Raw genomic sequence first — 22,064 nt, 5'->3', positions numbered from 1 at the left:
ACGGCCATGATCAAACATGTGCATATCCAACTGCTCCGACGCCGACGCATCTTTGCGTAACCGGCCGGTTTGATCTCGTGTGCCCGGCAAATCGGCACAGACCTCACCAAAATTGTTGACGAACCGGGCCTTCGTGTATCACTCACGAGGCTCATACCACCTGAAAAGGATGATCCCATGATCCCGTCCGTTCTGCCGACCTACAACCGTGCGCCCCTGACATTCGTGAAGGGCGAAGGCGCCTGGCTGACCGAGGCGGATGGCCGACGTTTTCTGGACCTCGGCGCAGGGATCGCGGTGAACGCGCTGGGCCACGCCCATCCGGCCTTGGTGGCCGCGCTGACTGACCAGGCCCATGCGCTGTGGCATGTTTCGAACCTGTACAACATTCCTCAGCAACAGGCGTTGGCTGACAAGCTGGTGGAACACAGTTTTGCCGATACGGTTTTCTTCACGAACTCCGGCACGGAATCCTGCGAACTGGCCGTGAAAATGGCCCGCAAGTATTTCTATGACAAAGGTCAGCCCGAGCGGGTTGAGATCATCACCTTCGACGGTTCCTTCCACGGCCGGTCGTCAGCCGGTATCGCGGCTGCCGGGTCCGAGAAAATGACCAAGGGCTTCGGCCCGCTTCTGCCGGGTTTCGTGCATGTGGCCTTCGGCGATCTCGATGGCGTGACCGACGCCATCACCGATGAGACCGCCGCGATCCTGATCGAGCCCATCCAAGGCGAGGGCGGTATTCGCCCGGTCCCCGACGCCGAACTCAAGGCGCTGCGTCAGATCTGCGACGACAACGGGCTGCTTCTGATCCTTGATGAAGTCCAATGCGGCGTTGGCCGCACCGGCAAGCTGTTCGCGCATGAGTGGGCAGGGATCACCCCTGATATCATGATGGTCGCCAAGGGCATCGGCGGGGGCTTCCCGCTGGGGGCGGTGCTGGCGACAGAAGACGCGGCATCCGGTATGACCGCAGGCACCCACGGCTCGACATATGGTGGCAACCCGCTGGGCTGCGCGGTGGGCTGCGCGGTGATCGACCAGGTCGCAACTCCGGCCTTTCTCGAAGGCGTCAACCGCAAGGCGGGCCTCTTGCGCCAGAAACTCGAAGGCCTCGTCGCCGATCATCCCGACGTGTTCGAAGAGGTCCGCGGATCGGGCCTGATGCTGGGCCTGAAATGCAAGCCGACAAATATCGACGTGGTCAACGTAGGGTATGACAACGAAGTTATCACCGTTCCCGCCGCCGACAACGTGATCCGTCTGCTGCCGCCGCTGACCCTGACCGAGGACGATATCGCTCAGGCCATGATCCGTCTCGACAAGGCTGCTCAGCAGATCGAGACCCAGCTCCAAACCGCCTGATCTTCATCTTTTCCCAAATACTCCGGGGGTCCGGGGGCAGCGCCCCCGGCAACCGACAGCCAGGAAACGAACCGACATGAATCATTTTCTCGACATCCACAAAACCGATGCCGCCGCGCTGCGGTCCATGATCGACCAGGCCGGAGCGATGAAACAGGCCCGGTTGGGCCGCCCCAAGGCCGCGCCCGACGACGAACAGCCGTTGGCGGGCCGCATGGTCGCGCTGATCTTCGAAAAGCCCTCGACGCGGACGCGCGTGTCTTTCGATGTGGGCGTGCGCCAGATGGGCGGGCAAACCATGGTGCTGTCCGGCAAGGACATGCAGTTGGGTCACGGAGAAACCATCGCCGACACCGCCCGCGTGCTGTCGCGCTATGTCGACATGATCATGATCCGCACCTTTGATGAAACCATCCTGACCGAAATGGCCGAATATTCGGACGTGCCGGTGATCAACGGCCTGACCGACCGCACCCATCCTTGCCAGATCATGGCTGATGTTCTGACATTCGAGGAACACCGCGGCCCCATCGCCGGCAAAAAGGTGGTCTGGACCGGCGACGGCAACAATGTCTGCGCCTCCTTCCTGCACGCCGCCGGTCAATTCGGCTTCGATCTGACCTTCACCGGCCCCGCTCAGCTTGACCCGGAAGAAGAGTTCATAGGGTTTGCCCGCCAGAAAGGGTCGAAAATCGTGATCGAAAGGGATCCGCACAAAGCGGTGGAAGGCGCCGACCTCGTCGTCGCGGACACCTGGGTTTCGATGCATGATTCCCAGTCGGCCAAGGAACGCCGCCACAACATGCTGCGTCCCTATCAGGTCAACGCTGAACTCATGTCGCATGCCAAACCGGATGCGCTGTTCATGCATTGCCTGCCGGCCCACCGCGAGGAAGAAGCGACCTCCGAGGTTATGGACGGACCGAACTCGGTCATTTTCGATGAGGCCGAAAACCGCCTGCACGCGCAGAAGGCGGTCATGCGCTGGTGTCTGGGCGTTTAAGGACGCCGACGGATCTCCCACACCTTCAGCTTGGCGAGTGCGCTTGCGCTCGCCAGCAGGACCAGTGCGCAGAGCGCCGTCTTGGTCATGATCTCCATCGTGCCCTCGATCAGCATGGCGTGAACAACGCTGCCGACAATCGTCACCCCGGCCAGCACGGTGTGGCTCAGCCGCCAAAGACGAAATCGCAGGCGCAGGTGCTGGCGGAAGACACCCATCAGGGCCGCCCCGAAAGCTGTCCACATGGCAATGACGCCCCAGGCCGAGAACGGTGTCGGAGAGGCGAACAACAATGCATCCACCACATCCGGCGGGCTGGTAAGCCACAATCCCGCGACATGGACCACGATCGCCAGCACCAGGGACAGGCCGATCCAGCGGTGAAGGTGGCGGCTCATCATTACCGACAATCCCGGAAGGTATCTTCCGGCCAGAAGCGGTTGCAGCAACAGCAGATCCAGGCTCAGAATCCCGGCAAACCCGCCGAGGATGTAGACAGGATCGCGCCATGCAAGGTAGGGGCTGCCTGCCGCAGCGATCAGCGGAACGGCAAGGGCGGCGATCAGTGTCGCCCAGATGACACCGGTTGGGATCACCGGGATCAGAGCGGTTGCAACACGAAATGCGCAGCCAGCGTCTTGTCCTTGGAACTGGACATCACAGGCCGCAGGAACACGGTTTCGAACGCGTCGCTGTCATAGGCCAGATGCCCGTGCGGTTGACCGAATGCGGGAACGATCTGCGGCATTTCCAGGCGGAATTCACCCTTTTCATTCGTCAAAGTCGCCCCATGGCTTTGCGGGTCACGCTCGTGGCCTTCCGTGGTATGGGCCCAGATCTGAATGCGCTGGCCGGGCAGGGGTGCGCCGTCGCCTGCCCGTCGTACGGTGCCGGTCATCCAGAACCCGCCGCCACCGATCCGGTCCACGATTGGCGCGCCGGGGCGATAGTTGTTCGATCCGCCCCGCATCGAAGGCGTCGGCGCAAGCCCGGCTGCGCGGGCAGGCACCAAAAGTCCCGCGGCCCCGGTTGCCACAATGGCAGCACCTTGGGTGATCAGGGAACGACGGGACAGCAACGCATCTGTCATCGAGAAACCTCCAATACGCGATCCAATCTTGTCAGTCTGCGGCTTCCAACTGAAACATAGCATGTTTCTTTCAAAATCCGAGGCCGTGCGCGGTTGGAAACCTGCACCCTCACGGTTCTGTGTTTGATTCCGTGCGTCGAAACGAATCTCTTTGACCTCTCGTGCTGTGCGGTGCGATGCTCGGGGCCACCAAAACACATCGGGATGATCCTTCCATGACGACAGCAGATCTGGTTACACAGGAAGACATTGCCGCCTTCCAACGCGATGGGGCTGTTGTACTGCGGTCGAAGTTTTCATCTGACTGGTTGTCATTGCTGCGCGCAGGTATCGACGCCGACCTTGACACTCCGACGGACAATTTCACCCGTCATACCAGGGATCCGAACGCCCCGGGCTATTTCGAAGACTACTGGGCCTGGAACAAGATCCCGCAATTCAAGGAATTCGTTCACAATTCCCCCTGCGCACCGCTTGCTGCCGGGTTGCTGGGGGCGCCATCCATCAACCTTGTCATGGACAACTGGTTCCTGCGCGAGGCCGGCTCGACCTCGCGCCCGCCCTTCCATCAGGATCTGTCTTACTTCGACTTCGAAGGCACGATGTGTGTCCTTTGGCTGCCGCTGGAACCCGTGACCAAGGAAAACGGCATCGCTTTCGTGAAGGGCTCACACCTGTGGGACAAGCTGTTCATGCGGGTGCGGTTTGCCGATGGTCATCCCAGCCATCAACCCACCGAAGTTGCCGGGCAGACCTATCACCCGCCACCTGATGTCAATGCCGACCCCGGCGCGTATGACTTGCTGCAATGGGATCTGGAGCTTGGGGATTGCATTTTCTTCGACATGCGAACGCTGCATGGCGGGCTGTCCTCGATCACGCCGTCGGAAACGGTGCGGCGCTTCACCCTTCGCATGACGGCGCCTGATGGTGTCATCCGGTATCGCGGCGACTGGGCCAAGGACGAGCGCGCGCAGTTCGAGGCAGCAGGCTATGGCGAGGGGGATCGGATTGACGGACCCTTTTTCCCCCGGCTCTGGCCGCGCTAGATCGGAACGGTGCCGCACTCCATCTGTGCAATCGTGCACTTTATAGGCGGCTTTGCGCGGCTATTTCTTACCTGAGTGAACGCAGACGGCCTGGCCACCTGCAACGAAGGGAGAGCTGAAATGAGTTGGAACCCGACACACAATCCGGACTGCATCTCGGAAAATCCGGCGCTGGACACGTTGATCATCCCGCGTGCCCGTGACCTCGGAGGGTTCGAGGTGCGCCGCGCGCTGCCTTCGATAAAACGACAGTTGGTGGGCCCGTTCATCTTTTTCGATCAAATGGGGCCCGCTGAATTCATCACCGAAGGCGGCATCGACGTGCGCCCCCACCCGCATATCGGTCTGGGCACGGTCACTTACCTGTATCAGGGCGAGTTCGAGCACCGCGACAGCCTTGGCACACATCAGATGATCTATCCCGGCGAGGTCAACTGGATGGTCGCAGGCCGTGGTGTGACCCATTCAGAACGCACCAGCGACGAGACCCGAAGCAGGAAACACAGCCTGTTCGGCATTCAGACCTGGATCGCCTTGCCCGAAGCGCATGAGGACATGGCCCCGGATTTCGAACATCACAAACAGGCCGCGCTGCCGCATCTTCAGGATGCGGGCGTCAGCGCCCGGTTGATCCTGGGGTCGGCCTATGGTGAGACCAGCCCGGTCACGATGTTGTCCGAAACCTTCTATCTCGATGTGCAATTGGAACCCGGCGCGTCCTTCCCTCTGCCTGACGACCACGAAGACCGCGGTGTCTATGTCACGCAAGGTTCGGTCGAAATCGCGGGCGACAGGTTTGACGAGGGCCGCATGATGGTGTTCCGGCCCGGGGACAAGCTGTCTGTCACGGCGGGCGCACTGGGCGCGCGGCTGATGCTGCTGGGCGGAGCGACCCTGAATGAAGACCGCTACATCTGGTGGAATTTCGTTTCGTCTTCGAAGGAAAAGATCGAAACGGCAACCCGTGAGTGGAAAAGCGCCGATTGGGCCAATGGTGCATTTCAACTGCCTCCGGGTGACGATCAGGAATTTATCCCTATTTCCAAAGAGCTTGAGCGCACCAAACCCCGGCTGGCCCGCTAGCACGCGACGTCGGGGGCAAGCGGGCTTGTGTCACGGGTCGTTTGCGGTGATCCTTTTCGGGTGTACCGGAGGGGGTATCATGAAACTTGTCCTTGCAGGCGCAGGCAGCATTGGCTGCTTCTGCGGAGCCTTGCTGGCCCGGTCGGGGCACTCCGTGACCCTGTTGGGACGCGCACATGTGCTGGACCTGATCCGTGAGCGCCGGCTGACGGCCACGGATTTTGACGGCCTTGATTACACGGTCCCGCCGGAATCGCTCGTGCTCAGCGAAGATCCGGCCTGCCTGGGCCGGGCCGAGCTTGTCATTGTAACGGTCAAATCTGGCGCAACGTCGGATATGGCCGAGCAGATAAGTGCCTTTGCACCCCGGGATGTGCCTGTCCTGTCCTGGCAGAACGGGATCGAGGCCGCCACAACACTGCGCAATGCCCTTCCCGGGCGCGACATACGCGCCGGAATGGTTCCGTTCAACGTGGTGCCAACGGCCCCCGCCACCTATCACCGGGCCACGTCCGGAGAGATCGTCATCCAAAGCGGCGCCGGCGATCTGGCCGCGCAGCTGAGCAGCGCGGACCTTCCCGTTGCGTCCAGCGACCAGATCGAGGCCGTGCAATGGGGCAAGCTGGTGATCAACCTGAACAATGCGCTCAATGCTTTGTCCGGCCTCGCGCTGGTAGATCAGCTGATGAGCCGCGACTGGCGCAATCTCATGGCGGATCAGATGTCCGAGGCGCTGACTGTCCTCAAGGCGGCGGGTCATCCAGTGGCCTCGACCACACCGCTTCCGGCATGGATGACCCCGCATATTCTGCGGCTGCCGACACCGCTGTTCACCCGGATCGCGGCCCGGATGCTGACGATCGACCCGCATGCGCGAACGTCCATGGCCTATGACCTCATGGCCGAACGCCAAACGGAAATTGACAGTCTGCAAGGGCATATCATCCGGATGGGTCACGAAACCGGAGTGCCAACGCCCATCTGCACGCAGGTGTCCGACCTGATCAAACATGCACCCGATCACCCGTTGTCGCCGGAACAGATCAGGCTATGACGTCATCGCTCAGGCGAATGCGGTCAGCACCCAGTAAATGATGGCCGACATGGTTGCGGCGGCGGGCACGGTGACAATCCATGCGGCCACGATGGTCATGAAATGCGACCGTCGTACCAGCTTGCGACGGCGGTATTCTTCCGGGGCAAGGTGTTGCGCTGTGCGCTGAATCTTTCCCTGTTTGCGCCGGCGCTCAGCATCCCACTCGCGGTAGAAGCCGACGCCAAAGACTGCACCAACGGCAATATGGGTCGAACTGACCGGCAGGCCCAGCCAACTGGCCAGAATCACGGTGATCGCCGCCGACAGGGCGACGCAAAAGGCGCGTATCGGGTTCAGCTTGGTGATCTGGTGGCCCACCATCCGGATCAGCCTGGGGCCGAACAGGAACAGACCGAAGGAAATCCCGAACGCTCCGATGATCATCACCCAAAGCGGGATGGAAACCGTTGCGGCGAACTCTTCGAATTCAGCCGCGTGAACAATCGCGGCCAACGGGCCGACCGCATTGGCCACGTCATTTGCGCCGTGGGCGAAACTCAGGAACGTGGCCGAGATCACAAGCGGCAGGCCAAACAGCGTTTTCAGCGACCGGGTCCGGTTTTCCATTCTTTCTGATTTGCGTTTGACCCACGGGACGGTCACGGACCAGGTCAGCAGCCCCACACCCAACCCGATCAGCAAAGCCATCTTGGGGTCGATTGTCACGATCCGCTTCAGCCCTTTGACGGACATATACGTGGCAAAGGCCCCTGCCATCACCGCCAAAAGGATGGGCACCCATTTGCGCGCGGCGGCAATCTTGTCGTCCTGATGCTGGATCTTCGACCTGATCAGCGCCAGAAATGCCGCCGCAACCGCACCCCCGAGTATCGGCGAAATCACCCAGCTGGCTGCAATTGCGCTCATTGTGCCCCAGCTCACCGCGCTCAGGCCCGCTGCGGCAATGCCTGCACCCATGACCCCACCCACGACTGAATGCGTGGTGGACACAGGGGCGCCGATCCAGGTTGCCAGGTTGACCCACATGGCTGACGATATCAGCGCCGCCATCATGGCCCAGATGAACACCTCGCTGTTTTGCACCGAGGCCGGATCGATGATCTCCTTGGAGATGGTCGAGACCACATCACCCCCTGCAAGCAAAGCGCCTGCGCTTTCGGCAATGGCGGCAATCACGATGGCGCCGCCCATGGTAAGCACATTCGCGCCGACCGCGGGGCCCATGTTGTTGGCCACGTCATTGGCACCGACATTGATCGCCATATAGGCCCCGAACGCGGCCGCCGCGACCACGATATGGCTGCCATCCGCCCGACCGAACAGGACCACCGCCGTCAGCCCGGCCAGCGCCATGAAGGCCAGCGCGACCCCCGGTGCCAGCAGGTGGCGCGCGACATGGATGTTGGCGGTCTCGACCCGCGAAATTCGGTGCAGGTCGCTGTCCAACGTTTGCCAGCGTGGTTTCGGATTCGTGTCAGACATGAACTTGGTCAAATGTTGAGGGATCGTGCGCCACTAACGGTATCCGGCTGCTCAGGCAAGCTGGGTGCCATCAAAATGTTGCGAATTCCTTACAGTTTGCGCAACAAGGCCTGAAGCTCGGGCTCCTGCACCAGCGTGGCCGCTTCAGCCGGCGAAAACCAGCTGCGCTCGCGCTGATCGGCCTCGGGAAAGTCATCGGCCAGCGCACGTACCGAAATCCTGTAGACATTGGTCAATACCGGTTGCGCTGATCCGTCTTTGAGGATCTTGTCGTAAGTGAACTGACCGATGGGTTCATCGTGAACCGCATCCGCGCGTACCCCGGCCTCTTCCCAGGCCTCCTGAAGGGCTGTTTCCGCGCCACTCAAACCATCGATGGGCCAGCCTTTCGGGATGATCCAGCGTTTGGTGTCACGGCTGGTGATCAGAAGGACCTGGTCCTGCCCGTCATGAACGCGGGTGCACAACGCCGCAAACTGCACCCGTCGGGGACGCAGGAACAGCGGTCGTCCGACCTCTTCCCAGATTTTTTGCAGCCATGCATTCATCAGTTTTTTTGTCTGTCTACTCTATGCCTTCAAAGCCGACATGACTTAACACCGGAAATGGTGGGTTTCAAATAGACCTTCCAATTTTGGCCGGTTTTTGAGGGTTTGCCGGGTTGTTTCGTGGATTTTGGGCAAAGCTCGGGTTTTTCTGACGGTTCTATTCCCGTCTGCGCTTCGCCCTCAGCGTGGGATCAGCCCGGGTCGGGTCTTCGGGCCAGGGATGTTTGGGATATTGCGCCCTCATGTCCTTGCGTACATCCGCGTAAGAGCCAGCCCAGAAACCGGGCAGGTCGCGCGTTATCTGGATCGGGCGCTGCGCCGGTGACAGCAGGGTGATCTTCAAAGGCTGGCCGCCGATTGCCGGGTGTCGGGTCACGCCAAACACTTCCTGCAAGCGGACCGAGATTTCAGGCACGGCAGCGCTGTAATCAATTGGCACCTTGCGCCCCAGGGGCGTTTCAAATGACCCCGGAGCGCGCCGGTCCAGGTCCTGCATCTGTGCCCAGTCCAACCGCGCGCGCAGGGCGGGCAAAAGGTCGAATTTCTTCCAGTCTTCGGCGCTTTTGACCCCTGACAGCATGGGCAGCAACCAGTCGTCCATCTCGGCCATCAGGCCCTCGACAGAGAAATCGGGCAAATCAACGCCATCGGCACGCACCAGTTCGACACGGGCGGCCAGGCGCGCGGCGGCACCTTCCAGCCGCAAGCCCAGATCGCGGATCCCGTCCAGCATCGCGCGCGCCACGGCGTCGTCTGGAACGTCCTTCCAGATGCGGTCATCCAGCGTGATCGCGCCGAACCGCTCTTGCCGCCGCGACACGACCCGCCGCTCGCGTTTCGACCAGGCGCAAGTTTCGACCCAATTGATCTGATCCGCGAACAGATCGCGGATATCGCGTTCCGAAATCTGCGTGGCCATCCGGACCTTCGCCTCGCGCGGGTTGCCATCCGTGTCGATGACGACCAGAAACGGAGCGTTGGCCAGTGGATCCGCACTGTCCAGAACAACGCCTTTTCCCCCTGACAGCACATAGCGCGGCGCGTCACCCTTGCGCCGCTGTCCGATGCGGTCAGGATAGGCCAGCGCAGCCATGGCGGCGGGGCTCAGATCAGCCGAGTCGCCCTTGGCCTGTTTCCGCAGCCGTCTGGTCTCGGCATTGATCCGATCCACGGCGCCCATGTTGACCTGCCAGACCCTGTTGCGCTGAAAGGCCCGGGGATCGCGCAGCGCCTCTTGCCGCAGGGTGATATCCACCGGAGCACCGCGAAGGGGGTCACGCTCTGCCATCAGCGCCGCCAAGGGGGCCGCGTTCGGACCGGCCCGCACAAGCATATGCCCCAACCGGGGATGCAAGGGCAGCGCCGCCAGGGCGCGCCCATAATCGGTGATCCGCCCATTGGTGTCGAGTGCGCCCAGCATCGTCAGCAAAGCCCGCGCCTCGGCCATCGTCCCTTCGGGAGGTGGAGTCAGGAAGGCAAGATCGGCCGGGTCGGCGCCCCACAGTGACAGCTCCAGCGCCAGCCCGGTCAGGTCAGCCGCTTCGATCTCGGCAGGCGGGTAGGCCGCCAGCGCACCGTCTTCCCCCTTTGACCAGAGCCGGTAACACACCCCTTCGGCCACACGTCCGGCCCGGCCCGCACGCTGTGTGGCCTCGGCCCGGGTCACCCGTTCGGTCACCAGCCGTGACATGCCCGATCCCGGATCGAACCGTGCTCGTCGGGCCTGCCCCATGTCCACAACAACCTTGATATCGGGGATCGTCAGCGACGTTTCGGCAATCGACGTCGCCAGCACGACTTTGCGCCCTTGTTCCACCGGGGCAATCGCGGCACGCTGGGCCGCAAAGGGCATGGCTCCGAACAACGGACGCACAACGCAACTGTCGGTCAGCCGACCGTTCAAAAGGCTTTCAGCGCGTCGGATTTCGCCCTCTCCCGGCAGGAAAACCAGAATCCCACCACCTGACTTGCGCGTCTCACGCTCGGCCTGAACCACCAGATCGACCAACCCATCCAACCGCCGCGCTTGCGGTCCCAATGGCCGATCCAGCCAGCGCGTCTCAACCGGAAAGCTGCGCCCGTCCGATGTGACCAGAGGGGCCGCCATCAACGCGCCGACGGGATCTGCATCCAGCGTGGCTGACATGGCCAGCAGGATCAGATCGTCCCGCAATGCGCCCGTTACCTCGAGGCACAAGGCCAGCCCCAGATCGGCGTTCAGAGACCGTTCATGGAATTCATCGAAAATCACCGCGCTGATGCCGGGCAGGTCGGGGTCGGATTGCAGCATCCGGGTCAGGATGCCCTCGGTCACCACTTCGATCCGGGTGTCTTTTGACACTTTCGCCTCGCCGCGCACCCGGTAACCCACGGTCTGGCCTGTGCGCTCTCCCAAGGTCTCGGCCATCCGTTCGGCTGCGGCCCGGGCCGCCAGCCGCCGGGGCTCCAGCATCACGATCCTGCCGTCGCACAGACCTGCCTCGAGCATTGCCAGAGGAACCCGCGTGGTCTTGCCTGCACCGGGTGGTGCCTGAAGCACCGCGCGACCATGCGCACGTAAAGTGTACAGCAGTTCGGGTATGGCGTCGTCGATGGGCAGGCGTATCGTCATCCGGCTCTTATCCGCCATCATGCAGGTGGCGTCCAGTTCTCGCAGGGTGCGAGCACCTTGGTGCAACCCATGGTGCCAAGACCATAACCGGAAGTGTCACGCGGCGCACGAATTGACGCAGCTATTGCCTTGATCGCATTTCCAGAGACCTCCGGTCTGGACAAACGCCCCCGGAGCGCGGCAACTATTCCTGCCTCTAGGATCGGGACAAGAATGCAGACAGACAACCTCAGCGACAGGATTTTGAAGGGCGAGCGCCGGGCGCTGGCACGTGCGATCACTCTGGTGGAAAGCAACCGCGCCGATCATCGCGCACAGGCCAGCGAGCTGTTGGCCCAGCTCGCAGGGTCGGGGCGTCAGGCGCTGCGGATCGGTTTGTCGGGTACGCCCGGGGTGGGCAAGTCCACCTTCATCGAAAGCTTTGGCATGATGCTGACGGGGCAGGGGCTGCGTGTCGCGGTTCTGGCGGTTGATCCAAGTTCGGCTCGGTCAGGGGGGTCGATTCTGGGGGACAAAACCCGGATGGAACGCCTGAGCCGCGAGAAGAACGCCTTTATCCGCCCCTCCCCCAGCCAGAGCCATCTCGGCGGCGTTGCCCGGCGGACCCGCGAGGCCATCGCCCTGTGCGAGGCCGCGGGATATGACGTGGTGCTGATTGAAACCGTGGGCGTCGGGCAGTCCGAAACGGTGGTGTCCGAATTGTCGGACCTGTTCCTGTTGCTGTTGGCCCCGGCGGGCGGGGATGAATTGCAGGGTGTGAAACGTGGCATCATGGAGATGGCCGACATCATCCTGATCAACAAGGCGGATGGTGACCTGAAGGCCACGGCGACCCGGACATGCGCAGATTATGCCGGCGCGCTGCGATTGCTGCGCAAACGCCCGCAGGATCCCGAAGGTTTCCCCAAGGCAATGACCGTTTCAGCGGTCGAAGAACAGGGGCTGGAGCAAGCCTGGGACGAGATGCAATCCCTGATCCAATGGCGCCGCGACAACGGTATCTGGGAGGCCAACCGCGCGGCGCAGGCGCGATACTGGTTCGATCAGGAGGTCCGCCATGCCCTTCTGGCCCGGCTCGACACGCCGCAGGCCAAGGCCGAGATGGAACGCCTGAACGCCGAAGTCTCGGCCGGGCGTCTGAACCCGGTCCGCGCGGCCGAGGAACTGCTTGGCACGCTGAGCTGACGGGGTGAAAGGGGCAAGGTTTGAAAGGCGGGCGCAAAATGAAAGAATTCGTCCGGTCCGTCTTGACCCTTCCTGCGATTCCCACTACACGCATCCAACCAGTTTTCGGGCGCGACTTCGGGTTGTGCCCCTTGTGATTTGGCCGAGGGCTTTGTGCCCGGCCTCCAGAAACAAAGGAAGAAACCATGTCGCGCCGTTGCGAACTGACCGGAAAAGGCCCGATGACTGGCAACAATGTCAGCCATGCCAAAAACAGAACTCGTCGTCGTTTCCTGCCGAACCTGAATGACGTTACCTTGCAGTCCGAGACCCTGGGCCGCGGCGTGAAGCTGCGCATCTCGGCAGCCGCTCTGCGTTCGGTTGACCACCGCGGTGGCCTGGACGCATTCCTGGCCAAAGCCAAGGACGAAGAACTGTCGGCGAACGCGCTGAAAGTGAAGAAGGAAATTGCCAAGGCGCAAGCCACGGCCTAAGCCTTTTCGCTTTCGGTTTTCAGGCCCTGCACCTCTGAGGTGCAGGGCTTTTTCGTTTTGAGACGCCCGCTGCCGCCTGGCATTGTTTTCAATTTCGAAATTATTTTTCGCCATTGGTGAATTGCTTCACATACGGACTCACGAATCTGACCTAACGTCACTGTTATTCATCAGGCGGGGGCCTCACTATGACGTTAAAAAGTTTCTACCTTTTCCTGTTTCTGGCCGCGGTTTTTCGCAAAGCAATTTCGGCTTGTACGCGGATGCAGCGCAGGGTGAATCGTTCCCACACCAGCTTCAATACAAGCAAGGTGAAACGACCGGGAATTGATTACTGAAACCAGCTTCAAGCGCGACCCTTTGGCGCTTGAAGCTACTCTGCCGACTGACCTATACCCGGGTCAGGATGAGACCAGCCATAACACGATTCCTGCCTTATGTTCTGTCCCTGCTTTTGGTTCTGACCGGGCAGGGCCTTGCTGTGTCCCGCGGCATGGACAGGGCCGTGGGTCAGATGGTGTTGTGCACAGGCACCGGTCCGGTCGTTGTCTATATGGACGAAGACGGGCAACCGACCGCACCACCGCATTACTGTCCGGATTATGCGTTGTCCTTGATGGGCGCGGTTGCCGTCGCCCACCCATCGATGCCTATGGCGCCGAAACAGGCGCAGCCTTCGCCGTTGCGGCATCTGGTCAATCAAATCGCCTTGCCGGTCCCCGGCACCCCGGCGCGCGCGCCGCCTGTACGTGGCTGAAAACAAAACTTTTTCAAACCTACAATACAGGAGAGGCACGATGTCCCTCAAAACTACTCTGTTTGCAACCCTGGCCGCTGTGACCCTGGCCCTGCCAGCTTTTGCCGAAGGCACCATCAAAGTTGATGACGCCTATGCCCGGTCGTCGGGAAAGACCGCCAAGGCAGGAGCCGCGTTCATGATGATCCAGAATCTGGGCGATGCGGACGACCGTCTGGTCGGCGCGTCATCAGATGCCGCTGCCCGGGTTGAACTGCACACCCACAAAGTCGACGAAAATGGCGTGGCCAAGATGGTGCATGTCGAGGAAGGCTTTGCCATTCCGGCAGGTGAAACCCACATGCTGAAACGCGGTGGCGACCACGTGATGTTCATGGGGCTGACGGCACCGTTCGAGCAGGGTGCCACGGTTCCGGTGACGCTGATCTTCGAAAAGGCCGGCGAGGTTGAAGTCGAAATCCCGGTCGATCTGGAGCGTCAGGACATGGTCGGGCACGGATCACATTCGAACTAGGGCAACGCCTGTCTTCGGGCCGCGCTGCGGCCGTCATCCATGCGTCAGGCCGGGCATTGCCCGGCCTGTTGTCCTTGTGGCTGCCGCTGGTGCTATTTGTTGATGGTTTTCAGGCCAACACGGTCACCGGCCTGGCGGAATCGGGACGCCAGCCAGAACATGACCGCGGCAATGGCCAGTGCCGAAAAGGCGATACCCCATCCCAGTGCAACAAGCGCGACCGCCGGCCAGATCATCAATACGAGCCCGACGACAAGCGCGACGAAACCCGAGACGCGCATGGAGCCGCGTTGCGGGTCTCTCTCGTGCATTTGCCCAGATGCCGCCAGCGACCCGATCCCGATGATCAGCACCCAGGCGCCCATCAGGAAAAAGGCCAGTTTGACCGTGCCTTCCGGCCAGATCAGCAGGACAAGCCCGATCAGAAGCGCACCGATTGCAGCGCCACCCATCACCCCGCGCCGCCCAACGCCCAAAAGTGTCAGGCCGCCATCGAGGATCAGTAGCACACCAACCAGCCGCAGCAGCAACGCGATGCTGCCCGACGGCCAGAACAGTGCGGCAATGCCGACAAGCCCGGCCAACACTCCGCGCAGCAGAAAGGTCCACCACAGGTTGGAAAGCTGCTCCCCCAGCATGTCGCGCCCGGCCATGCTGCCTTCATCCAGAATTTCACCGGTCCGGGGGTCCTGATCAGCCATTTTTCGTCCTCCAGTCGTTTCGGGGGCAGTCTAACCGAATTAAGCGCGTGTTGTCTGTACCTTAAGTGTGCGGCGCAAGCAGGTGCCCGACCCATCGGGGAACTGTTTGAGTCGCTTTGCCAACCAAACGTTCGTCAAACCCGGATGTGCCCGGCGACGGTTCCAGATTGATCTCGATCGTCCTTGCGCCCGCCGCTTGTGCCTCGTGCACAAAGGCTGCTGCCGGATAAACCTGACCCGAGGTGCCAATGGCGGCAAAAAGTGACGCGCTGGCCAGATGGTCATAAATCTCGTCCATGAAATAAGGCATCTCGCCAAACCAGACCACATCGGGCCGGGCAGTGGGCCGCGCGCAGGCGGGGCAGGATTCCCCAACCGCCATTTCGGGCGGGGCGGTCCAGCGATGGCCGCAGGCTGAACACAACGCGCCCGCCAAAGTTCCGTGCATGTGGATGACATCTTTTGCGCCGCCCGCCTCGTGCAGGCTGTCCACGTTCTGGGTGACAATCACGACGTCTCCGGGCCAGTCCCGTTGCAGCCGGGCCAGTGCTTCATGAGCGGCATTGGGTTGCACCTTGGAGGCCTGAACCCGCCGCGCATTGTAAAACCCCTGAACCAGTGCAGGGTCGCGGGCGAATCCTTCCGGCGTGGCGACATCCTCGATCCGGTGCTGGGCCCATAACCCACCCTCATCGCGAAAGGTGCTCAACCCGCTTTCGGCGGATATTCCGGCCCCGGTCAGAATCACGATCTTTTCCATTTCTCCTCCGCGCGGTACAGCTTGGTGCATGTCACACCGTATCCTCTTTGTCTGCCTGGGCAATATTTGCCGCTCACCTGCGGCAGAGGGCGTTTTTCGCGCCCGCGCGCCGCACCACGTAACCGATAGTGCCGGAACCATGGGCTGGCATGCGGGCAATCCGCCCTATGGCCCGATGCAGGCAGCTGCGAAGGTCAGGGGAATTGACCTGGGCGACCTGCGCGCCCGTCAGTTCACGGCTGCCGATTTCGACCGTTTCGATCTGATCCTCGGCATGGACGCCAACAACATCGCGGATATCGAGGATCTGCGCCCCGCCGACAGTGACACCCCGGTGCGCCTGCTGACCGATTTCGCCCCTGAAACCGGCGCGGATCATGTGCCTGACCCATATTACACACGGGATTTCGATGGCGCTCTGGACCTGATCGAAACGGCGGTCGAGGGGCTTGCCGCCCATCTGGACAGTTAACCGCCGATCACCCGCAGCGATCCGCTCAGCCAGGGCAGTGTGGCCAAAGCCGGGTCAACGATCTGGTTCTGCATCAGACGCCGTGTCATGCCCGCCACCTCCTGCGGTACCTGATCGGACCAGCCCGTACGCGCCAGCAATGATATGCTGCGCGAGAAATCCCCGAACGGGGCAGGGTGGGCCTCCAGCCCTTCATGGAACCGCGCCGCGCGCATGAAGCCCAGCGGCGTCGTGATCGCCCAACCCAGGCCCCGTGCAACCATGGCCATCAGTGCCATGTGCGAGCCGATCTCGAACCGTTCCTCGAACTCTAGCGCGCCGCGCGCCATATGCGCCTCGATCTGCCGGCTGATCAGTTGCTCGCGGGCATAGCGCAGATACGGCAGGCTGTTCTGTACCGCTTCCACTCCGCCCGACCCCTGTGGTGCAACCAGAATGAACGGATCTCGGACCAGAGGGTACTCGACCACCCCCTCAAGAACTTCTCCGCTATGGGCGGTTACGGCCATGTGCAGGCGTTGTTCGGCCAGGGCCTCGAACAGATCGAGGCTCGACAAGGTGATCAGTTTGAAATTCGAACGGGTCAGGCTGTCGGCCAGCAGCGTGGCCAGTCGCGGGGTCAGATCATTGTCGAAGTCGTCGATCAGCCCGATTGACAGCGTGGTCAGATGCCCCAGATCCATGACCGACAATTCGCTTTGTGCCATTTGCAGCTCGGCCAGAACCGCCTCGGCCCGCGCCAGAAAGCTGCGCCCGGCCTGCGTCAGGCGCATCGGTCGCCGCCCGTGATCAACCAGTTCGGTGCCCAACGCCTTTTCCAGATTGCGCAATTGCTGGGAAACGGACGGCTGGCTGAGCCCGGTGATCTCGGCGGCCTGTGCCACCGATCCCGTCCGCGCCAAAGCCTCGAACACCTCAAGGCCCCGCAGGGTCAGCCCTTTCATCACCATAAGATACACCTTTCGCTGCGCCTTTCTGGGGCGCAGCGTGGATCAGGTCAAGGTTTCAGAAGGACTTAGCTACAGATCGCCTGTGCCATCTGGCCAAAGTTCTGATACCGGTCCCACAGCGCATCGTCGCGCGCGGTCTGCGACATCTTCAACTCCTGCGCCTGATGGGGGTCGGTGAACCATTTGGCCACGGTCTGCTGATCGCTGCGGGTCAGCGCCTGATCCGCCACGCGCTGGATGCAAGAGCACCGATCCCGCGTCGCCGCCGACCGGTCCGACGCCAGACACGCCCGCTTGATCTGCGCCGCATCCGCAACCGGAGCCACTGCCGTCAGCGATGCCGCACAGAATGCGATAAGGAGAAACTGTTTCATACTCGAGCCTCGTTTTTGCCTGCCCGGACGGGTCTGATGCCCCTCTCGGTCTGCGGCGGAGTATGAATCAAAGTGGAGTTTGGATCAACGGACAAGATACTGTTGATCAGGAATGTTGCCTCTTTTCTCTTCAGCGTCAGCCTCGCGGTTTCAACGGCACATGAAACCTGATCGACGAGGCCGCGAAAGAACAGATCATCCGGGTTCTGGCTGCTGGTGGACGGTGCCAGCAGCAAGCTCTCGGAAATTGCTCCGTTGGCGTTGATGGCGTTGTGTGTCTCAAGCAGCAGGTGATGGTAAGTTGCACTGTTTTCCTGGCACAGTGTTGCAATGCCCGCATCAACAAGGCTGACGGCTGGAACAAACACTTCGTTCTCTGCGCAAAGGATTTCAGCCAAAGGGTGCGTGACCAGCATTCTGTGTTGCTGTGACACTTTCAAAGGCGCGAAATTCGAAAGCGTTCCCTCGGGAATTTCGACCATTCTGAAACGACCGGCTGTGATGACAGCCTGTTCACCTGTCCAGATGACGGGTAAATAGCCATTGTCGTGGGTCCATATCTCATCACCCGGCTTCAGCATTTCGATGGGCCGGTATCCGGATCTGGTTTCGATCAGTGTCCCGCGACAGTAACAAATGGGGCTGACATATGCGTTTGACGCGAAGTTGGGACCTTCCTGTGTACTGACCACCGTCAGAGGCACTCCGGCCGGCGGAAACTGTCCGGGGCCCCCGATGAATGCGATGCCCTCGACGGTACCATATGCCGGTGATGAGTTGTTCACGTTGAACGCAACCGCCTGCCACGTGGTTGTTCCATCTGTCAGCGTAATGCCATATTCGGCTTCAACACGCGTGCCGCTGGAGAAAAGTGTGCCATCGATTGTCTGATCGCCGTTTAACCGCTGATTGCCATCATTGTCGGAAAAATTGGTGTCCGATCCCGCATCCGTGATGAAAACTTCGGTCGGGGCGCGCGAATTGATGGTAATCGTCTCACCAATAAGATGTATCCCCGTGCCCTGATTGATCCCGTCCAGACCCTGCGCCACAGAGACGGACAATTGACCTTCACCCAAAACAAAGATCGAATAGTCGGCCAAGTCTTTCCTGCTTTCTGTTTTTGAAACGGCCAGATGATGCGATCATCTTAACTATTCATTGAATTCCGGTAAATGCCACTGAACAGAAAGGCGCGGGTGGGACCTTTTTTGCAACGCTTCAACGCTTGACGAGGGACAAAACTCCCGACATATCCCACTCCATGACAGACCTCGCTCATATCCGCAATTTCTCCATCGTCGCGCATATCGACCATGGCAAATCCACCCTTGCTGACCGGCTCATCCAAGAGACCGGAACAGTCAAGGATCGCGACATGAAGGAACAGCTGCTCGACAGCATGGATATCGAGCGCGAGCGCGGCATCACCATCAAGGCCAACACGGTTCGCATCGACTATACCGCCGACAATGGCGAGCAGTACGTGCTGAACCTGATCGACACCCCCGGCCATGTGGACTTTGCCTATGAGGTCAGCCGCTCGATGCGCGCGGTCGAGGGTTCGCTGCTGGTCGTGGACTCCACCCAGGGGGTCGAGGCGCAGACGCTGGCCAACGTGTATCAGGCCATCGACGCCGATCACGAGATCGTGCCGGTGCTGAACAAGATCGACCTGCCGGCCTCTGACTGTGACCGCGTGGCCGAACAGATCGAGGATGTGATCGGCATCGACGCCACCGATGCCATTCAGGTCAGCGCCAAGACGGGGCAGGGCATCCACGAGACGCTTGAGGCCATCGTGAAACATCTGCCCGCGCCCAAGGGCAAGCTGGACGCGCCTCTCAAGGCGATGTTGGTGGATTCATGGTACGACGCCTATCTCGGCGTGATCGTTCTGGTCCGCATCATGGACGGTACGCTGAAAAAGGGAATGCGGGTCAAGTTCATGTCGAACGGCACCCTGCACCATGTCGACCGCGTCGGCGTTTTCCGCCCCGAGATGGAGATGGTCGACAGCCTTGGCCCCGGCGAGATCGGGTTCCTGACCGCATCGATCAAACAGGTCCGCGACACCCGCGTCGGTGACACCATCACCAATGACCGCAACGGCACCGAAGAGGCGCTTCCGGGCTTCAAGCCCGCGCAGCCGGTGGTGTTCTGCGGCCTGTTCCCGGTGGACAGCGCCGAATTCGAAGACCTGCGCGATGCGATCGACAAACTGGCGCTCAACGATGCCTCTTTCTCGTTCGAAATGGAAACCTCGGCCGCGCTGGGCTTTGGCTTCCGCTGCGGCTTCCTGGGCCTGCTGCACCTCGAGGTCATCCGCGACCGTATCGAACGTGAATATGATATCGAGCTTATCACCACCGCGCCCTCGGTGATCTATCACGTCTACATGAAAGACGGCGAGATGATCGAGCTGCACAACCCCGCCGACATGCCCGACCCTTCGAAGGTCGACCATATCGAGGAACCGCGTATCAAGGCGACCATCCTTGTGCCGGATGAATACCTCGGCGACGTGCTGAAACTCTGCCAGGACCGCCGCGGCATCCAGCTGGACCTGACCTATGCAGGCAGCCGCGCCATGGTCGTCTATGACCTGCCGCTGAACGAGGTTGTCTTTGACTTCTACGACCGCCTGAAATCGGTGACCAAGGGCTATGCCTCGTTCGACTACCAGATGACCGGCTATACCGAGGATAATCTGGTCAAGATGTCGGTGCTGGTGAATGACGAGCCGGTCGATGCGCTGTCGACCATGGTTCACCGCGACCGGGCCGAGATGCGGGGCCGGGCGATGTGCGAAAAGCTGAAAGACCTGATCCCGCGCCACATGTTCAAAATCCCGATTCAGGCGGCCATCGGAGGCAAGGTCATCGCCCGCGAGACCCTGTCCGCCCTGCGCAAGGACGTGACCGCCAAATGCTACGGAGGCGACGCCACGCGGAAGCGCAAACTGCTGGACAAGCAGAAGGCGGGTAAGAAGAAGATGCGCCAGTTCGGGAAGGTGGATATCCCGCAGGAGGCGTTTATTTCAGCGTTGAAGATGGATAGTTAGGTTTTGAATGAACCCAGTCTATTTTTAAATTATTGCAGAAACTAAGGTGATCTGATGGGAAGTGATTTTCTAAGAGAAATTTCAAATTGGTCTATTGAGGCAAAAGAAGAAGATACCAAGAGATATTTCTTCCACTTTGAGGATGTGAGTCAAATTGAGAATGGCCAAAAGAATTATGTGATTGGACGAAAGGGTACTGGTAAAACCGCGATTGCTGAGTACCTTCACAATGAAAAGAGTTACAATCAATTCTCTCGACTTTTATCGTTTAAAAATTTTCCTTTCAACTCGCTCTATAATTTTTCAGACGATCATTATAATAGACCAAATCAATACATTACGATCTGGACATACGTAATATATCACTACATTTGTTCAATGTTGTCGGAGAATGAAAATGTTTGCAAAAATTGCTCTTTTGATCTGAGGAAGGCGTTTGATTTCGAAATCGAAGGTGCTCTTGCCAGATCACTTTCTAGAATAACGAGCTCAGGGTATAATTTGTCAATTCTTGGTGTTGGTGGGGGTGTTGAGAATGAATCGGAGCAGCTCGAATTTGATTTTGTCAGAGCAACAGAGGCTATGCGCAGGTTTGTGGCGGAACACATAGATGATAGCGAGTATTATATTATATTTGATGAGTTAGACGAGGACTACCGCGACGTTCTAAACCCTGATCGACGAGATGGATATTTTGAACTTCTTATCAGTCTCTTCAAAGCCGTTCAGAATGTAAGAGCAGATTTCCGTAAGTCTTCAGCAAATGTAAGGCCGGTCATTTTCCTTCGTGATGACATTTTTGATCTCTGCCGTGATGTCGATAAGAATAAGTGGTTGGACCGTGCAGTGACGCTGAAATGGGATGTCAACCAGCTAAGACAATTGTTGAATTTCCGACTTTCAAGAGCGGTGGATGAAAGCGGCGAGGCGATAGAAGATATTTGGAGTAAAGTCTTTTCAGTGCGAACGACTAAGCTTGGCAGCGCTAAGAGAGGCGGTGTTGAAACTTTCAAATACTTAACAAGCAGAACGTTTTTGCGGCCAAGAGATATAATAAGTTACGTTAGGGAATGTGCGAGAGTAGCCGTTGCAAATGAGAGCGACAAGATTGGAAACTCCGAGATAAAAGATGCGGCTGACGGTCATTCTGCGTATATGCGTCGTGAGGTAATTGATGAGCTCTTTCCAGTTTTGGATGATGTATCAGAAGTTTTGGATGTGTTGTCGAGAATAAGAAAGCAAATTTTCACGAGGAAAGAATTTAATGACAGATATCGCGAGTTTCTTAACTCTACCCCGGGTCGTGAGAAAAGGTTAACAGAAACGCAAGTTTTAAAGCTATTGTACCATTTCAATATCATTGGCAACATAACCACAGCAAACCACCGTGTTTTTGCTTACGACAGCGAAGTGAAAGTATTGAATATGGATGAGAATTTTTGCGTGCACAATGGGTTGATTCAAAGCTTAAAGATCCTTTGATTTAATTGAGTTGAAGTAATTAGTCGATGACCTCTAGGTTTGTG

Annotated in this window: 22 protein-coding genes; 12 read left to right on the top strand and 10 right to left on the bottom strand. The window is 59.6% G+C overall.

The genetic code is table 11. The features are described from left to right. The first annotated feature begins 177 nt into the window (after positions 1-177). Together AC2FFD_RS07965 and argF are read left to right on the top strand one after the other, a co-directional pair. The gene (locus AC2FFD_RS07965; protein ID WP_496872787.1) at positions 178-1,365 is read left to right on the top strand and encodes an aspartate aminotransferase family protein; all 1,188 of its coding nucleotides are present in this window, start codon (positions 178-180) and stop codon (positions 1,363-1,365) included. A 76-nt stretch (positions 1,366-1,441) separates the two neighbouring features. Then, positions 1,442-2,368: an ornithine carbamoyltransferase gene (argF, locus tag AC2FFD_RS07960; RefSeq protein ID WP_257600254.1), complete on the top strand. Its 927-nt coding sequence runs from the start codon at positions 1,442-1,444 to the stop codon at positions 2,366-2,368. Here argF and AC2FFD_RS07955 read toward each other — a convergent pair. Then, positions 2,365-2,964: a ferric reductase-like transmembrane domain-containing protein gene (locus tag AC2FFD_RS07955; RefSeq protein WP_438826500.1), complete on the bottom strand. Its 600-nt coding sequence runs from the start codon at positions 2,962-2,964 to the stop codon at positions 2,365-2,367. The two genes, argF and AC2FFD_RS07955, sit on opposite strands and share 4 nt — an antisense overlap. Positions 2,965-2,969: 5 nt before the next feature. Then, positions 2,970-3,458, bottom strand: coding sequence for a peptidase associated/transthyretin-like domain-containing protein (locus AC2FFD_RS07950; RefSeq protein ID WP_480685403.1), 489 nt, complete (start codon positions 3,456-3,458; stop codon positions 2,970-2,972). Positions 3,459-3,673: 215 nt separating this feature from the next. On the opposite strand from AC2FFD_RS07950, the gene AC2FFD_RS07945 reads away from it, so the two are divergent. From AC2FFD_RS07945 to AC2FFD_RS07935, 3 genes are all read left to right on the top strand, one after another. Then, positions 3,674-4,507 carry a phytanoyl-CoA dioxygenase family protein gene (locus AC2FFD_RS07945; protein WP_496872786.1) on the top strand — a complete coding sequence of 278 codons (834 nt, stop codon included), beginning with the start codon at positions 3,674-3,676 and terminating at the stop codon, positions 4,505-4,507. Between the two features lie 120 nt (positions 4,508-4,627). Beyond that, the gene (locus AC2FFD_RS07940; protein WP_496872785.1) at positions 4,628-5,590 is read left to right on the top strand and encodes a pirin family protein; all 963 of its coding nucleotides are present in this window, start codon (positions 4,628-4,630) and stop codon (positions 5,588-5,590) included. Positions 5,591-5,669: 79 nt separating this feature from the next. After that, the gene (locus tag AC2FFD_RS07935; RefSeq protein WP_496872784.1) at positions 5,670-6,644 is read left to right on the top strand and encodes a 2-dehydropantoate 2-reductase; all 975 of its coding nucleotides are present in this window, start codon (positions 5,670-5,672) and stop codon (positions 6,642-6,644) included. Positions 6,645-6,653: 9 nt separating this feature from the next. Here AC2FFD_RS07935 and AC2FFD_RS07930 read toward each other — a convergent pair whose 3' ends face one another. From AC2FFD_RS07930 to hrpB, 3 genes are all read right to left on the bottom strand, one after another. Next, entirely contained in the window at positions 6,654-8,129 is a 1,476-nt protein-coding gene (locus AC2FFD_RS07930; protein ID WP_496872783.1) for an inorganic phosphate transporter, read from the bottom strand. 89 nt (positions 8,130-8,218) lie between these two features. Further along, a complete protein-coding gene (locus AC2FFD_RS07925) occupies positions 8,219-8,677 on the bottom strand; it encodes an NUDIX hydrolase (protein WP_170345048.1) in 459 nt (152 codons plus the stop codon). A 157-nt stretch (positions 8,678-8,834) separates the two neighbouring features. After that, positions 8,835-11,288 (bottom strand): ATP-dependent helicase HrpB, encoded by a 2,454-nt coding sequence (gene hrpB, locus AC2FFD_RS07920; protein WP_496872782.1) that lies wholly within the window; start codon positions 11,286-11,288, stop codon positions 8,835-8,837. A 213-nt stretch (positions 11,289-11,501) separates the two neighbouring features. Between hrpB and meaB the strand changes: the two genes are divergently transcribed. The 4 genes from meaB (at position 11,502) to AC2FFD_RS07900 (ending at position 14,217) form a co-directional block, all read left to right on the top strand. Continuing rightward, on the top strand, positions 11,502-12,473 hold the full coding sequence (gene meaB / locus AC2FFD_RS07915; RefSeq protein WP_425079750.1) for a methylmalonyl Co-A mutase-associated GTPase MeaB: 972 nt from the start codon (positions 11,502-11,504) through the stop codon (positions 12,471-12,473). A 185-nt stretch (positions 12,474-12,658) separates the two neighbouring features. Beyond that, positions 12,659-12,946 (top strand): 50S ribosomal protein L28, encoded by a 288-nt coding sequence (gene rpmB, locus AC2FFD_RS07910; protein WP_050603240.1) that lies wholly within the window; start codon positions 12,659-12,661, stop codon positions 12,944-12,946. A gap of 406 nt (positions 12,947-13,352) precedes the next feature. Continuing rightward, positions 13,353-13,703 (top strand): glycosyltransferase family protein, encoded by a 351-nt coding sequence (locus AC2FFD_RS07905; RefSeq protein ID WP_496872781.1) that lies wholly within the window; start codon positions 13,353-13,355, stop codon positions 13,701-13,703. Positions 13,704-13,743: 40 nt separating this feature from the next. Further along, positions 13,744-14,217 carry a copper chaperone PCu(A)C gene (locus AC2FFD_RS07900; RefSeq protein WP_496872780.1) on the top strand — a complete coding sequence of 158 codons (474 nt, stop codon included), beginning with the start codon at positions 13,744-13,746 and terminating at the stop codon, positions 14,215-14,217. A gap of 92 nt (positions 14,218-14,309) precedes the next feature. On the opposite strand, the gene AC2FFD_RS07895 is transcribed toward AC2FFD_RS07900, so the two are convergent. Then, a complete protein-coding gene (locus AC2FFD_RS07895; RefSeq protein WP_170345053.1) occupies positions 14,310-14,918 on the bottom strand; it encodes an HdeD family acid-resistance protein in 609 nt (202 codons plus the stop codon). A 61-nt stretch (positions 14,919-14,979) separates the two neighbouring features. Further along, on the bottom strand, positions 14,980-15,678 hold the full coding sequence (locus AC2FFD_RS07890) for an NAD-dependent deacylase (RefSeq protein ID WP_425079747.1): 699 nt from the start codon (positions 15,676-15,678) through the stop codon (positions 14,980-14,982). A gap of 28 nt (positions 15,679-15,706) precedes the next feature. Between AC2FFD_RS07890 and AC2FFD_RS07885 the strand changes: the two genes are divergently transcribed. Continuing rightward, positions 15,707-16,150, top strand: a complete 444-nt coding sequence (locus AC2FFD_RS07885) for a low molecular weight protein-tyrosine-phosphatase (protein WP_425079746.1) — start codon at positions 15,707-15,709, stop codon at positions 16,148-16,150. Here AC2FFD_RS07885 and AC2FFD_RS07880 read toward each other — a convergent pair. The 3 genes from AC2FFD_RS07880 to AC2FFD_RS07870 form a co-directional block, all read right to left on the bottom strand. Next, positions 16,147-17,100, bottom strand: a complete 954-nt coding sequence (locus AC2FFD_RS07880) for a LysR family transcriptional regulator (protein WP_170345127.1) — start codon at positions 17,098-17,100, stop codon at positions 16,147-16,149. The two genes, AC2FFD_RS07885 and AC2FFD_RS07880, sit on opposite strands and share 4 nt — an antisense overlap. A 65-nt stretch (positions 17,101-17,165) precedes the next feature. Next, positions 17,166-17,474, bottom strand: a complete 309-nt coding sequence (locus AC2FFD_RS07875; protein WP_425079745.1) for a hypothetical protein — start codon at positions 17,472-17,474, stop codon at positions 17,166-17,168. Beyond that, entirely contained in the window at positions 17,471-18,577 is a 1,107-nt protein-coding gene (locus AC2FFD_RS07870; RefSeq protein WP_425079744.1) for a Hint domain-containing protein, read from the bottom strand. The genes AC2FFD_RS07875 and AC2FFD_RS07870 overlap by 4 nt, the downstream gene beginning before the upstream one ends. 161 nt (positions 18,578-18,738) lie before the next feature. Here AC2FFD_RS07870 and lepA point away from each other — a divergent pair, with 161 nt between their 5' ends. Together lepA and AC2FFD_RS07860 are read left to right on the top strand one after the other, a co-directional pair. Next, the gene (gene lepA / locus AC2FFD_RS07865; RefSeq protein ID WP_496872779.1) at positions 18,739-20,538 is read left to right on the top strand and encodes a translation elongation factor 4; all 1,800 of its coding nucleotides are present in this window, start codon (positions 18,739-18,741) and stop codon (positions 20,536-20,538) included. A 54-nt stretch (positions 20,539-20,592) separates the two neighbouring features. Then, entirely contained in the window at positions 20,593-22,020 is a 1,428-nt protein-coding gene (locus tag AC2FFD_RS07860) for a P-loop ATPase, Sll1717 family (protein WP_496872778.1), read from the top strand. The last annotated feature ends 44 nt before the right edge of the window (positions 22,021-22,064 follow it).

The organism is Ruegeria sp. YTSC002, assembly GCF_059609845.1.
The sequence above is the reverse complement of the archived record's forward strand: the minus strand, read 5'-3'. Positions and strand labels throughout refer to the sequence as shown.

Bases quoted from the DNA above. Each gene is read 5' to 3' on its own strand.
- AC2FFD_RS07880 (WP_170345127.1), bottom strand. From the start codon at position 17,100: ATGGTGATGAAAGGGCTGACCCTGCGGGGCCTTGAGGTGTTCGAGGCT.
- AC2FFD_RS07945 (WP_496872786.1), top strand. From the start codon at position 3,674: ATGACGACAGCAGATCTGGTTACACAGGAAGACATTGCCGCCTTCCAA.
- rpmB (WP_050603240.1), top strand. From the start codon at position 12,659: ATGTCGCGCCGTTGCGAACTGACCGGAAAAGGCCCGATGACTGGCAAC.
- AC2FFD_RS07925 (WP_170345048.1), bottom strand. From the start codon at position 8,677: ATGAATGCATGGCTGCAAAAAATCTGGGAAGAGGTCGGACGACCGCTG.
- AC2FFD_RS07890 (WP_425079747.1), bottom strand. From the start codon at position 15,678: ATGGAAAAGATCGTGATTCTGACCGGGGCCGGAATATCCGCCGAAAGC.
- AC2FFD_RS07965 (WP_496872787.1), top strand. From the start codon at position 178: ATGATCCCGTCCGTTCTGCCGACCTACAACCGTGCGCCCCTGACATTC.
- AC2FFD_RS07875 (WP_425079745.1), bottom strand. From the start codon at position 17,474: ATGAAACAGTTTCTCCTTATCGCATTCTGTGCGGCATCGCTGACGGCA.
- AC2FFD_RS07900 (WP_496872780.1), top strand. From the start codon at position 13,744: ATGTCCCTCAAAACTACTCTGTTTGCAACCCTGGCCGCTGTGACCCTG.
- hrpB (WP_496872782.1), bottom strand. From the start codon at position 11,288: ATGACGATACGCCTGCCCATCGACGACGCCATACCCGAACTGCTGTAC.
- AC2FFD_RS07930 (WP_496872783.1), bottom strand. From the start codon at position 8,129: ATGTCTGACACGAATCCGAAACCACGCTGGCAAACGTTGGACAGCGAC.
- AC2FFD_RS07935 (WP_496872784.1), top strand. From the start codon at position 5,670: ATGAAACTTGTCCTTGCAGGCGCAGGCAGCATTGGCTGCTTCTGCGGA.
- AC2FFD_RS07885 (WP_425079746.1), top strand. From the start codon at position 15,707: ATGTCACACCGTATCCTCTTTGTCTGCCTGGGCAATATTTGCCGCTCA.
- AC2FFD_RS07950 (WP_480685403.1), bottom strand. From the start codon at position 3,458: ATGACAGATGCGTTGCTGTCCCGTCGTTCCCTGATCACCCAAGGTGCT.
- lepA (WP_496872779.1), top strand. From the start codon at position 18,739: ATGACAGACCTCGCTCATATCCGCAATTTCTCCATCGTCGCGCATATC.
- meaB (WP_425079750.1), top strand. From the start codon at position 11,502: ATGCAGACAGACAACCTCAGCGACAGGATTTTGAAGGGCGAGCGCCGG.
- AC2FFD_RS07895 (WP_170345053.1), bottom strand. From the start codon at position 14,918: ATGGCTGATCAGGACCCCCGGACCGGTGAAATTCTGGATGAAGGCAGC.
- argF (WP_257600254.1), top strand. From the start codon at position 1,442: ATGAATCATTTTCTCGACATCCACAAAACCGATGCCGCCGCGCTGCGG.
- AC2FFD_RS07860 (WP_496872778.1), top strand. From the start codon at position 20,593: ATGGGAAGTGATTTTCTAAGAGAAATTTCAAATTGGTCTATTGAGGCA.
- AC2FFD_RS07905 (WP_496872781.1), top strand. From the start codon at position 13,353: ATGAGACCAGCCATAACACGATTCCTGCCTTATGTTCTGTCCCTGCTT.
- AC2FFD_RS07940 (WP_496872785.1), top strand. From the start codon at position 4,628: ATGAGTTGGAACCCGACACACAATCCGGACTGCATCTCGGAAAATCCG.